Annotated in this window: 10 protein-coding genes; 6 read left to right on the forward strand and 4 right to left on the reverse strand. The window is 53.7% G+C overall.

Going from position 1 to position 12,309, the window contains the following annotated elements; all coding sequences use genetic code 11:
* Nucleotides 1-224 precede the first annotated feature (224 nt).
* From KNP76_RS04035 to KNP76_RS04060, 6 genes are all read left to right on the forward strand, one after another.
* Complete coding sequence (locus KNP76_RS04035) at nucleotides 225-3,077, forward strand: EAL domain-containing protein (protein WP_214842861.1); 2,853 nt, start codon at nucleotides 225-227, stop codon at nucleotides 3,075-3,077.
* Between the two features lie 104 nt (nucleotides 3,078-3,181).
* Nucleotides 3,182-4,255, forward strand: a complete 1,074-nt coding sequence (locus KNP76_RS04040; RefSeq protein ID WP_214842868.1) for a nitric oxide synthase oxygenase — start codon at nucleotides 3,182-3,184, stop codon at nucleotides 4,253-4,255.
* Between the two features lie 18 nt (nucleotides 4,256-4,273).
* The gene (locus KNP76_RS04045) at nucleotides 4,274-4,690 is read left to right on the forward strand and encodes an RDD family protein (RefSeq protein WP_251137330.1); all 417 of its coding nucleotides are present in this window, start codon (nucleotides 4,274-4,276) and stop codon (nucleotides 4,688-4,690) included.
* 111 nt (nucleotides 4,691-4,801) lie between these two features.
* Nucleotides 4,802-5,653 (forward strand): DegV family protein, encoded by an 852-nt coding sequence (locus tag KNP76_RS04050; RefSeq protein ID WP_214842873.1) that lies wholly within the window; start codon nucleotides 4,802-4,804, stop codon nucleotides 5,651-5,653.
* Nucleotides 5,654-5,670: 17 nt separating this feature from the next.
* On the forward strand, nucleotides 5,671-5,994 hold the full coding sequence (locus tag KNP76_RS04055; protein ID WP_214842874.1) for a thioredoxin family protein: 324 nt from the start codon (nucleotides 5,671-5,673) through the stop codon (nucleotides 5,992-5,994).
* Nucleotides 5,995-6,104: 110 nt separating this feature from the next.
* The gene (locus KNP76_RS04060) at nucleotides 6,105-7,013 is read left to right on the forward strand and encodes a DUF5996 family protein (protein WP_251137331.1); all 909 of its coding nucleotides are present in this window, start codon (nucleotides 6,105-6,107) and stop codon (nucleotides 7,011-7,013) included.
* Nucleotides 7,014-7,021: 8 nt separating this feature from the next.
* On the opposite strand, the gene KNP76_RS04065 is transcribed toward KNP76_RS04060, so the two are convergent.
* The 4 genes from KNP76_RS04065 to KNP76_RS04080 all read right to left on the reverse strand — a co-directional run bounded on the left by KNP76_RS04065 (nucleotide 7,022) and on the right by KNP76_RS04080 (nucleotide 12,241).
* Nucleotides 7,022-8,296, reverse strand: coding sequence for an RNA-binding domain-containing protein (locus KNP76_RS04065; protein WP_211780673.1), 1,275 nt, complete (start codon nucleotides 8,294-8,296; stop codon nucleotides 7,022-7,024).
* Between the two features lie 105 nt (nucleotides 8,297-8,401).
* On the reverse strand, nucleotides 8,402-9,130 hold the full coding sequence (locus tag KNP76_RS04070; protein WP_235193367.1) for a hypothetical protein: 729 nt from the start codon (nucleotides 9,128-9,130) through the stop codon (nucleotides 8,402-8,404).
* 85 nt (nucleotides 9,131-9,215) lie between these two features.
* Entirely contained in the window at nucleotides 9,216-11,537 is a 2,322-nt protein-coding gene (locus KNP76_RS04075) for an ABC transporter permease (protein ID WP_214842878.1), read from the reverse strand.
* Nucleotides 11,538-11,542: 5 nt separating this feature from the next.
* A complete protein-coding gene (locus KNP76_RS04080) occupies nucleotides 11,543-12,241 on the reverse strand; it encodes an ABC transporter ATP-binding protein (RefSeq protein ID WP_214842880.1) in 699 nt (232 codons plus the stop codon).
* Between the last annotated feature and the right edge of the window lie 68 nt (nucleotides 12,242-12,309).

The following is a 12,309-nucleotide window of genomic DNA, read 5'->3' on the forward strand; positions in this document are numbered from 1 at the left end:
GACAGCCGTCCTTCGGGTTTTTTCGTGGATATAATGTGTCTAAAATGTGAACCGGGAGTGATTTTACTTGTGTATCGAATCGTGACATTCTGTTGGATTTATGTATTAACCATACAACATTAACCTTATTTTCAAAAAAGAATACTAATATTGGTTAGCTTGTCTTATATAATGAAGATAGTAAGCAATATTTGTGACATTTGTCACGCCGGGGAGTGGTGAACATGGGCTTCTTCCGAAATTGGAAGCACGCATTGGAATCGAACGTTGAACAACTTGAACGGGGCGAACGAATCAACCTTGATCCGCTTTTATTGGATCAATATCCAGACGCTGTCTACGTGCTCGATCGAGAGTTGACGTTAATTGACTCGAACGAGAAGTTGTCGCTTTTATTCAACGGAGAGGAAGTGCGGTTTCTTCAGTCGAACTCATGGTTGGACCGCGAAGAACGGGTACGGATATGCAACTATCATGCCCGCGCTCTCAACGGGGAGACGGTGCATTACGAGCTAAAAACACAAACGTCTAACGGGCGGGTGACACACTTTTCCGTGACAAACACGCCGCTTTATTCCGGACGCGTCATTACCGGACTCTACGGCGTGGTCAAAGATTTGACGACACAGACTGAACTTCGGGAGAACTATAACCGATTGAAAGTGAGTCGTACGCTGTTCGAGCGAATCCCCGGGCTGATTTTGATTGAATTGAACCTTGAGACCGGAGACTTTTATCATTCCCCGCAAACAGGGGCACTGCTCGGTTTGACGAAACGTCAACTCGGTGAGATGAAACGGGAGCATTTCCGCCAATTGATACATGAAGAAGAGCGGGGCACGTTTGCATCGGCCATCGAGACGTTACTGAAGGATCCGGAACGGTTTGAATATGAGACGCAATTGCGTGTCCTCAACCCGAAGACGAGAAATTACATCGAGCTCATCGTGAAGGTTGGCGTGTCAAAAGATCGCAAGACCGTCACGTGGGCGATGTTCGATGTGACGAACTTGTCAAAAGCGGAAGAAGAACTGACGAAAGAACGTTCGAAAGTAAGACAGCTTTGCGAAATCGTCGACTCGGTCATCTTCGAGCGTCACTTCGAGACGAAGCGGTTCAAGTTTTTGACTCCGGGCTTCTCACTCATTTTCGGCTATACCGAAGAGCAGTTCAATGCGCATCCGGACTTTTGGCAGAAAGTCGTCGTTCCGGACGATGTGCCGAAAGTCAATCAAGCGCGGGAAGTCACATTGAGCGGCAAGCCGTCGACGTTCTCGTACCGCATCTTCGCCAAGGGTGAGGTCAAATGGATTGAAGAGAACCGGGAGCCAATTTTTTCCGAGTCCGGGGAAGTCGTCGGCTTTCGAACACTCGTCAAAGACATCACACAACTGAAAGCACAACAAGAAGAAATTTGGCGGCTCGCCTCGCTCGACCCCATCACGAATATGCCGAACCGAGAGTCGATTACTGAATCGGTCTACCAGTTGACGCGTAGACGTGACCCATTCACCTTATTGTCGCTGTCGTTCAATCGGATTGCCGAAATCAACCATACGTTCGGTTACGAGCTCGGGGACAAGTGGCGCATCGCGACCGTGAACCAATTGATTCGACGATTACCAAAGGATGCGTTGCTCGGCCATTTGGACGCCGATAACGTGTTAATCATCTTGCCGAGGCGGATGGAGGACCCGGAAGTGATCACACTCGGTAAGACGCTTGGGAGTCTGTCGACGTATCGTTTTCGGATTGACGTCTACGACTTGTTCGCCAGAGTTTCGATAGGTGTGAGCCGCTTCCCAGAAGACGGGGCACAGGCGAGCGAGCTGATTAAACATGCCTGTATCGCGATGAACCGGGTCGATAAAAAAGTCGGGACGCAACTTGAGCTATACTCGTCACAGATGGATATCGAGTCGCTCAAACGATACGAACTTTTGCGCGACATGCGCGGGGCGTTGAAAAATAACGAATTTTATCTCATGTATCAACCAAAAGTGAACGCCTGGACCGGACAAATCGTCGGGGCGGAGGCGCTCATGCGCTGGACGCATCCGACGTGGGGATCAATCTCACCGGCAGAGTTCATCCCGCTCGCCGAGGAGAGCAATCTACACCTCGATTTGACGAACTGGCTCATCGAGGAAGTGTGCCGTTATTTGGCGTCGCTCAAACGCAAAGTCCCGATCTCGATTAACGTCTCGGCCAAGTACTTGTACCAAGAACATTTCGAGCATGTGCTTGAAGATATGCTCGACCGTTTCAACATCCCGCCGAGTTACCTCGAGGTCGAGATTTCCGAGACGTCGTTACTCGAGGACGCCCAACAGATTACAGAGGCGTTCAAACGGTTGAACGACCTCGGTGTCCCAATCGCGTTCGACGATTTCGGGAAGGGCTACTCGTCGCTTGCATACTTGCAGGCGTACAGTGCCCAGACGATCAAAATCGACCGTGTCTTCGCCCATAACGTCAACCAGAGTCGAAAAGCACAAGGTATCATTCGAAGTCTACTCCTCATCGCCGAGGAGTTCGGCATGAACGTCGTCGTCGAGGGGGTCGAAATGATGGATGACTTGCTTCGACTTCGTGAGTTCGGCTGTCACGTCATCCAAGGATACATTTTCAGCCGACCGTTGAAAATCGACGAGTTCGAACAAGCACTCGAGCTTGGGACGTTGACCCCGATCGAAGAATATGTCGAGACCGTCCAAGCATCAAGCCGATTGATTCACGCCGGAATCACAATCACCCGGTTGCGCAATCAAACGGTGGCCGTCGGAACGTCGCCAATCGTCATCATGCGGCGAGGATTCAAGACGATTGCCTTTTATGGGTCGATTCGACTGCCCGTCGACAGTGACCTCACGCTCGTCATCTTGCTCGACGACGGAGGACCGCCGTTCTCGATTCAAGTGAAGCGATTGACGGAGCTCGCGAACGGATTGTATCAATATGAGGCGTTCTATGAACAGACGGTTGAGCTTGAGAAGCGCCTCACGTCGCTCGAGAGCGAGAAGCCTCGCGGGTTCACGATTCAACATTCAAAAGATTTGGTCGAGAAAAGCGAATAATTGGAGCGAGCCGATTCGGGCTCGCTTTTTTCGTATGTCACGGGTGGAAAAGGAAGGTGCAAATCCTTTACTATGGAAAGGACAGATATGAAGAGGAGATAGACATGATGGTACAGGCAGCACGAGACTTTTTCTCACAATTGACAGGAGACCAGACGGAACGATGGATGGAAGTGGAGACGGAAATCAATCGGACGGGCACGTATACGCTGACGACCGAAGAGTTGACGGAAGGGGCGAAGCTCGCCTGGCGCAACTCGAACCGTTGCATCGGCCGGCTATTCTGGCAGACGCTCCACGTGCGCGACGCCCGGGACGTGACGACGTTTGACGAGGTGTTCGACGCGCTCGTCGCACATCTCCGTTTCGCCACGAACGGCGGCAAAATCCGCTCGACGATGACCGTTCTCCCAAACGAATTTCGTCTTTTGAACAGCCAGCTCGTCCGCTACGCCGCCTATGAGACGGCGGAAGGGATCATCGGCGACCCGTTGTCGCTCAACATGACGAGACAAGCCGAACGGCTCGGATGGCGCGGTGCCGGGACGGCGTTTGACGTGTTGCCACTCCTGATTACGGACGGGCAAGACGTACGGCTATACGAATTGCCGGACGACGCGGTGCTCGAGGTCGAGATTCGCCATGACGACTACGACTTGTTTGACGGGCGGACCATCAAATGGCATGCGGTCCCTGCCATCGCCGACATGGAGCTCGAGATTGGTGGGCTCCGCTTCACGTCGGCGCCGTTCAACGGCTGGTACATGGAGACCGAGATTGGGGCGCGCAACTTGGCCGACGCCGACCGTTATGACTTGTTGCCAATCGTCGGTACGTCGCTTGGGCTCGACACGACGAAAGAGCGGACGCTTTGGCGCGACCGCGCGCTCGTCGAGCTGAACGTCGCCGTCTTGCAGTCGTTCGAGCGGTCCGGCGTGACGATTGTCGACCATCATACGGCGGCCAAACAGTTCAAGCGGTTCGAGAAAAACGAGACGGACGCGGGACGTGACGTCACGGGGCAGTGGAGCTGGCTCATCCCGCCGCTCTCACCGGCCGCGACGCACGTGTTTCACCAACATTATGAGGACCGGATCGTGACGCCGAACTTGTTCGCCCGTTCCGGCTGCCCGTTTTCCGCGTTTCAAGCGAAGCCAAAAGAGGAATTGAAAGGCTAGAACCGAAACGAAAGGATGATGAACGTGGCAGTCCCAATCTGGAAGCGTGCCGTCGCCAGTCAAATCGACCAACTCATTTTTCAGACACCGGCCAAACTGATTGAAAAATCGATTCGCAAAACAATTTGGCCCAAAAAAGAAGTGAAGCGTTATTACTTACCGACGCTCGTTACAATCGCCGGAGAAGTATACTTCCTCTTAAATCGGAACGGCCAGACGATCGGTGACCAGGTCGTCGGCATCAAAGTCGTCAGCCAAGACGGCCGTCCGCTCTCGCTCGAACAAGTCGTGAAACGGACGCTCTATAAAGACGTCGTCTACCCGGCGACGCTCGGGCTCCCACTCCTCCGGGCGCTCCAACAGATGAAGTCGAACAAAGACGTCGAACTTCCGCACGACGAGTTCGCCCACACGAAACTGATTTCGACAAAATGACTCGGGCAGGACGATGCGAATCGTCCTGCTTTTTTCATCAGGCAAGTGGCGCCTGAAATCATGTATAATGAGAGAAGACAAATTAGAACGACCACTGGAGGACTTGTACTTATGACAAAAATCGCATGGATCACAGATAGTATGGCCAACTTCTCGAAAGAGGAGGCGGCGACGCTCGGCGTCGAGATCGTCCCGATTCAATTGATTGTCGACGGCAGCGGCTATAGCGAGACGGACTTGTCGCTTGAAGACTTGCACCGCTATATGATTGAACAAAAGAAAGAGGCGAAGACGTCACAACCGATCTTCGGTGACTTCATCGCCCGCTATGAGCGGCTGAAAGAAGACGGCTACGACTGCGCCATCGCCGTCCACTGCTCGAACGGGTTGAGCTCGACGGTGAAAAATTCGAGCGCAGCGGCCGAAGCGGCCGGTTTCAAGGTGTTCACGGTCGACTGCCACGCCGCGCTCGAGGCGCAACAAGAGCTCGTCCGCCTTGGACGTGCCGCTGAAGAAGAAGGGAAGTCTCCAGAAGAGATCGTCGACTTGCTCGAGGCGTGGCGCGACAAGAAGAACTTCTTCATGATTATCGGCAACATGGAGACGATGCGCCGTGGCGGCCGTGTCTCGTCAGGCGAGCTCTTCCTCGCCAACATCTTGAACATCAAGCCGATCATCACGCTCGATGAGACGGGGAAAGTCATCCCGTTCAAAAAGGCGCGCTCGCTCAAGAAAGCGTACGCCGAGATGGTGACCGAGCTCGAACGCCGTCACGCCGCGAACGGAGTGAAGGACAACCGTGTCTTCGTCCAGACGGCGCTCGCTCCGTCGATGCAAGACGACCTCGTCGCGCTCATCGAATCGAAACTGCCGACACTTGACGTCGTGCGCACGCGCTTCTGCCCGTCGATCGCGGTCCATGCCGGCTTCGAGACGGTCGGTGTGCTCTGGCTCGACGCGTAACGGAAGGAGGGATGGATATGGAAAGCGTGACGACCCTTGACGCCTTGAACGAACGGATCAGAGAAGCGGACCAGCTCCTCGTCTACGTCTCGCACCCGGGATGTAGCGTCTGCCATGCGCTCAAGCCGCAAGTCGAAGACATGCTGACCGCGTTCCCGCAAATCGCATCCGTCGCAATCGATTCGGACGAAGTGCCCGACATCGCCGGCGCGTACTCGATTTTCACCGTGCCTGTCGTCTTATACTTCATGAACGGAAAAGAGATGCTCCGCCGGGCCCGGTTCGTGCCAATCGGCGAGTTGACCCACCAACTCGAACGAATTCAAGAGATGCGTAAGTAATCCGCAGGCAGACGCCTGTGGATTTTTTTGATTGTCGCACCACCTCATCGGGAATCGGTAAGAGAGTCACGTCGGACGTTCAATGGAGAAATGGGGAATCGATTATGCACATGCTGCGCCACTCGGAGTGGGCGGATACGAAGCTCACGCTCCACCTCGTGTCACAAATTTTAGGGAAAATTAAACTCGGGCTTGCCCCGCAACAGCCGCAATGGGCCCACGTCACGTTACCGCTCACCGTGAGCGGCTTCTCGACCGGACCGCTCTATAGCGGGGGCAGGTGGTTCGAGATTGAAGTCAATGTCCTGATCTCAGAAATCACCGTGCACGTCGAGGGTAGTCGAGCGGTCATCCTGCTTGCCGACGGGACGTCCATCAAATCGTATTACGACGCCATCGTCTGGGCGCTCGAGTCGTCTGGCGTCACGGTCAGGATCAATCCGAAATCGCAAGAGATGGCCGAGACGTGGTGGCTCGACCGAAACGAGACGCCGCTCGCCTATGATGCCGATGCGGCGCAAAAAGGACTCCAGTTGTTCCGTGATGCGGCAAGGGAACAAGCAATGTTCCTCGCCCCGCTCCGGTGCCGGAAAGTGATGCCGGCCTTGTTCTGGGGCACGTTCGACGTCTCGTCACTCATCGTCTATAACGCACACGAACCGTTCCCGAAAGATTTGGTCATCGAGCAGGCGGCGTTTGACGAGCCGATGATTGAGTTCGGCTTTTGGCTCGGGGATGCGTCCGTCGACATGCCGACATTTTTCATTTTGCCGTATCCGTTCCAATATACGGAACTTCCGTCGGAGCGGCTACAACCGGCGGACGCCTACTATGACGCCGCGATGAGCGAATGTTTCTTGTCACTCGAACATACAGCAGACGGGGACGTCCAAGATTTCTTCCGTACGTCGTTCGATTTTTTGAGCGAGCGGCTAGGGTGGGAAGGATGCGACCATTATTTTTTACCGCTCAAGATGCCCGCGCAGTCGCAACAAGAGCCCACGGACGAAAGTCCGTGAGCTCTTGTTTAGTTTAATGTGCGATAGCGCGTCGTTCGACCGTTTCCGACGCGGGTCACTTTTCGTTCGGCAATCAACTGTTCGATGAGTTTTCGGACAGTCCCTTTACTTTTATTTAAATAAGCTTCGAGTTCTTTTGTCGTGAATTCAGACCGTTGACTGAGCCAGTGTTCGAGTTCGTTTTCGTCAGCGTCTGGTGTCGTTCGTTTTTGTTTAGGCAACGTCATGACAAAAGCGTTCGGACTCGTAGTCCAGTATGGTCGTTCGAGACTTTCTTTGTAACTTTCTTTGATTCGTTGTAACCCGGTGCCGTAACTTTCAATCCATTTCAGTCGATACAATACATTGGCCAACATTGGATTTCGGCTTTGGGAAATACCTAAATCAATATCTTCGAGCGTTAAGCCTTTTACGAGTCCGCCTACCGAGACGATTTCGATTCGGTTTTGGAATAAATGAATCAACGTACTGCCACTAAAACTATAATCGCGATGTGTGACGGCGTTTACAAGAGCTTCTCGCAAAGCAGGGCTCGGATAACTCTCGGTCTCGATTCGATTTAACCCGACAAAGCGTGCTGACGTTGCATTGTTTAGGCTGAGGTACTCATAGACGGATTCGACTTGTGCAAGAATGGAGCCGCTAAATTCTTTGCGATCTTGAAATTCTAGTTTGTCATTTCCTAGGTAGCGAGCACACTTGATTGAGTGTTCACATTGGTCAGAAAGAAGAAGTCCTAAATTTGTGTAATAATCATCATCGGTCAAGAGACCGAGTGTACGCTGTTGCTCCGCGCCAAACTTGACTTTGGCTTGATTGAAAACGTGAGAAGCTTCCTCAAAAGTCAAATCTTGTTTTAGGCTACGCATCGTTTCAAAGTTCGTTCCATCCGACTCGATAATCATTTGACGAATGTTTTCTTCCGATGCATTAGTCACAGATGTACCGTACCGGATGAAGACACCCGACGATTTCATGCCTTTCTTTTTCAAATGATATGGGCGTCTTGTCCCTCGGGACACAGCTATTTTTATGACCTCTTTTTCGTCTAGTTCTATAACTTCTAGATATAAGTGGACAAGAATATCTGGTTGAATGTTGTCATGCAGTTTGTTTGAAACTGCTTCGAGTGTTTTATGCGCGTCAGGGACACCGGTTACTGTCCCATCATCTTCAATCCCGATATAAAGGACGCCGCCCTGCGTATTGGCAAACGCAATTACTTCATGAACGACAGCGTCAGTAAGTTCTCGTTTGAACTCAACCGTAGGCGATTCTTTCATAGGATTCACCTCTAATCTATTATTTGTATAGATAAATTATAATCGATTATAATCGATTAATCAAAAAAGATTGATTTGGATGGAAGTCCAAATCAATCATCTAAATTAGCCTTCTGTTGTCTGCGGTACGAGGTAAATCAAGCCGAACGGGTTGTGGAGCAAGTTGTCAATCGACGTGCGTTCGTCTTCACCCATCTCGACCGTGAACGTTCTGCCGTCATCGAAGGCGAAGCTGTCGCCGTCGCCGAACATCGAGCCACCTGAAATCAAGTGGAAGTTGAACGAATGGATGACGTGAATCGCATCTTCGACGTCAAGCGTCGACGGGACGGCGACGTCGGCTTGACCGAACGCTTTCATGCCCCACGACATGTAGGCCGTCTCCTCTTCAGTGATAGCCGTGAGGAGCGAGTAGTCGAGGGCGAGGTCTTCTTCTTTCGACTCTTGCCACTCCTCTTTCGAGTAGGCGACGCCTGCCGTCTCGACCATGACACCGAGGCCGCCCGCGTTCAAGAGCGCGTTCGCCGCACGACGGGCCGCCGCGATGTCCGACACGTCGTTCACATCGACGATCAAGTAGACGATGTGCGTGTGACGGGCCAGTCCTTTCGCGATTTTTGGCGTGAAGCCGCTCGTGCTCGCATGAATCATCGCCTCGGCGAGCGCCGGGTCGCGTTCGATGACCTCGACCGTGAACGCTTTACCGGTCTCGTCTTCAAGTAGCAATAGACCTGCCATCGTGTAGCCTTCGCTATGTAAACTGATTTGTTCGTTGACTGCCTCGGCCGATGACCAGTTTCCTGGGATGGCGAGCAACACTTGTGTACGGTTCATATGAATCATCCTTTTCTGCAAATAGTCAGGCCCCTCATGCGAGAGGCCCGGTCTCTTCTCTTATTATGCCCTATTTCGGGACAAATTATTCTTGATACGTCTTCAATACTTCTTGGAGCGGGATATTGTCGATTTTGCGGCGGCTGATGAACGTGCTCGCGAAGAAGAGGAGCGTCACCGCGCCGAGCGTATACACCAGGTAAATCCACTCGAACTCGAGCGGCAGGACGAGTCCGTAATCTTGTGCGAACAAGACGATGATGAGCCGAAGGACGAGGAGCGCGATCGGGATACTGAGGAGCGCCGAGACGAGCGCATAGACGAAATAGCTGTCGAGAATCATCGATCGGACCTCACGTCGGTCGTAACCCATCACTTTCAAGAGCGAGATGACGTAATAGTTTTTTTCGACCGTGAGCGCGGTCAGGACGAACAGGATGCTGAACGCGATTAACGCGGAGCCGCCGATCATGACGTTCATCATCAAGTTCATGTATTCGTTAATCGATTTGGACTGGTCGATCAAGCTGTCACGCGACAAAATCGTCGGATAGTCGGTCTCGTCCGGTCGTTCGGTCGCATAAATACCGTTGAACAAGTCGCGTGACGTCCCGTCCGACAACTGTTCGCTGAGCGCTGTGCGGGCCAAGTAGACGATGTCACCCGCATACTCGTCGGCGATGCCGCGAATCGGATACGACAACGTCTCGTTGTCAACGGCGACCTCGAGCGTGTCCCCGGCCTCGAGACCGAGCTTCAAGGCGAGCGAGGCGCTCACGATGACCTCTTCTGAGGCGGGCGTCAAGTCGTTCCCGTCTCGGTCCGTCAGTCGATAGAGCGTGGCCGTGTCGTCGAGTCCTTTCAGCGTGACGAGCTTGTCTTCGACGAACGCGAACGGATAGGTGAGGAACGGCTCTTGCCCGTCGCGAAGCGTAGGTTGCGTCGTCGTGTACGCCTCGTACGCGTAGTCGGCCTCGTTCAATTCGCCGACCGTCATCCGATCGACGGCCCCGTTCATCATGAGGGCGAAGACGATGAGGAGCGTCGAGAAGAGAATACCGAAAAAGAAGATGATGAAGCTGCCCGTGCTCTTGACGGCGTATAAATATTTGAACTTCGTCTTACCACGTGCGTTTCGAAGCAGACGGCTGACGATGCGGCTGAGACGGTTGAGCGACACGTTGTCGCGAGGTGAGAGGAGCGCGAGCGCGCTCTCACCCATCAATTTATAAATGACGGCCCCGGCGACGAGCGTGAAGAAGAGGAGCGGGGCGAAGACGGCCGTGAGAAAGACGAGCGGGCTTTGGGCGATGGTGATGGACGGCAATAGATAAAAATCGAGATATAGGTCTTTGAGCGGGTCGGCGAAATAGAGGCCGAGGAAATAGCCGACGACGAGCATGACGGTCGCGAACAGCAAGATGAGCACCAAATACGGTAGGGCGATTTGGCGTCGACTGTAACCGATCGCTTTCAACAGGCCGATTTGACCGCGCTCGGCCTCGAGCATGTTCGAGATCAAGATGGCGACGATGATGACGGCGATGGAGACGATGAAGAGGCTCAAGCCGAGCGCCATCGCTTTACCGGACGAGATCTCACTATAGATGGCGCCACTACGCATAATGTTTTCCGTCTCCATGACCGAGATGACGAACGGGAGGTCGACGTCCGTTTGGACCGTCTCGTCCGTGACGCCCGCGAGACGGAACGATTCCGTCCCGCTCAGCGTTTCGTAAGCCGAATCCGTCATGAGCAGGAGCGTCTGCGTGCCCGGGTCCAGGTTGAAGAAGTTGTCGTCAAAGAGCGGCAACGTATAGTCCGGGAACAAGACGAACCCGGTCACCGTGAACGGTGACCCGAGGTCGATCGTGTCGCCGATGTCGATCCCGTTCTTTTCGGCTGACTTCGTATTGATGGCGACCTCGTCGTCCGCGCTCGGAGGTCGACCGGCCTCGAGGTAGGACAGGTTGATCGTGTCCGCGTCTTTTAAGACGAGCCCACGATGCTCCTTGTCGTCGAACGTGTAGTTGAACAACTTCGAGGAACGGAGTTCGAGCGTCACGTCGCCCATCTCACGCGCGACGGCATCGATGCGGGAATCGATTAGCGCTTCGAAGGCCGCCTCGTCGTCACGTTTCAAGTCGGCGAGCGTGTACCGGCCAGCGGCGATGAAATCAGCGAGCGCCGGTGTGGCCGCCTCCTCCTCGGTGACGCGGTTGAGCATCTCGACGGCGAAGTCTTCCTGATTCGACGAGGTGAGATATTCCTCGGTCGGCACTTCGATGCCGCTGATGCCATAGAACATCATCGTGTACGTGAGCGAGCTCATGACGATGATGACGGCGATGGCGAGGAGTTGCATCCATTTGCCGGCGAGCGTCTTCCATACGTTTTTATACAGCATCTGTCTCACCCCCAGTGGATGTCACGAGCGGCTTGTTTGACCGGGTTGTGCGTCAGTTCGACGATGCGGCCCGAGTTCATCTTGATGACGTCGTCGGCCATCGCCCCGATGCCGGTGTTGTGCGTGATGACGACGACCGTCTTGCGGTATTTCTCGTTCAAGCGTTCGAGCAGCTCGAGCACTTTCTTCGAATTGTCCTCGTCGAGCGAGCCCGTCGGTTCGTCGCAAAAGACGATGGACGGGTTTTTCGCAAGGCTCCGGGCGACGGAGACGCGCTGTTGCTCCCCGCCGGACAGTTGATACGGATATTTATCGCGAGCGCCTTTCAGTCCGACTTGGTCGAGTAACTCGTCAATCGGGAGCGGGTCGTCCGTCAAGTCGGCGCCGATTTGAATGTTCTCATAGACGGTCAAGTTTTGGAGCAGATTATACTGTTGGAAGATAAAGCCGAGGTGGTCACGTCGGAACGCCGTCATCTGTTCCGGGGTGAGGTCGGTCAGGACGATGTCGTCGAACGTGATCGTACCGGATGTGACCGTGTCGAGACCACTGATGACGTTTAAGAGCGTGCTCTTGCCGCTCCCGCTCGGTCCTAAAATGACGACGAACGCCCCGTCCTGAATCGTCACATCGACGTCTTTCAACGCAGTCGTCTCGACGTCGCCTGTCTTATAGATTTTCGATACGTGCTCGAGTCGAATCATCAGAAACCCTCCTTTGTCCGTTACAGGTTATGTACCCGCTTTCAAAGAAGTGGCGTCGAATCCGTTTG

The sequence above is a fragment of the Exiguobacterium sp. s150 genome (genome assembly GCF_018618435.1).
Taxonomy (GTDB): Bacteria; Bacillota; Bacilli; order Exiguobacteriales; family Exiguobacteriaceae; genus Exiguobacterium; species Exiguobacterium alkaliphilum.

Coding starts and splice junctions, on each gene's coding strand:
- KNP76_RS04080 (WP_214842880.1), bottom strand. CDS start 12,241: ATGATTCGACTCGAGCACGTATCGAAAATCTATAAGACAGGCGACGTC.
- KNP76_RS04065 (WP_211780673.1), bottom strand. CDS start 8,296: ATGAAAGAATCGCCTACGGTTGAGTTCAAACGAGAACTTACTGACGCT.
- KNP76_RS04040 (WP_214842868.1), top strand. CDS start 3,182: ATGATGGTACAGGCAGCACGAGACTTTTTCTCACAATTGACAGGAGAC.
- KNP76_RS04070 (WP_235193367.1), bottom strand. CDS start 9,130: ATGAACCGTACACAAGTGTTGCTCGCCATCCCAGGAAACTGGTCATCG.
- KNP76_RS04075 (WP_214842878.1), bottom strand. CDS start 11,537: ATGCTGTATAAAAACGTATGGAAGACGCTCGCCGGCAAATGGATGCAA.
- KNP76_RS04050 (WP_214842873.1), top strand. CDS start 4,802: ATGACAAAAATCGCATGGATCACAGATAGTATGGCCAACTTCTCGAAA.
- KNP76_RS04060 (WP_251137331.1), top strand. CDS start 6,105: ATGCTGCGCCACTCGGAGTGGGCGGATACGAAGCTCACGCTCCACCTC.
- KNP76_RS04035 (WP_214842861.1), top strand. CDS start 225: ATGGGCTTCTTCCGAAATTGGAAGCACGCATTGGAATCGAACGTTGAA.
- KNP76_RS04055 (WP_214842874.1), top strand. CDS start 5,671: ATGGAAAGCGTGACGACCCTTGACGCCTTGAACGAACGGATCAGAGAA.
- KNP76_RS04045 (WP_251137330.1), top strand. CDS start 4,274: ATGAACGTGGCAGTCCCAATCTGGAAGCGTGCCGTCGCCAGTCAAATC.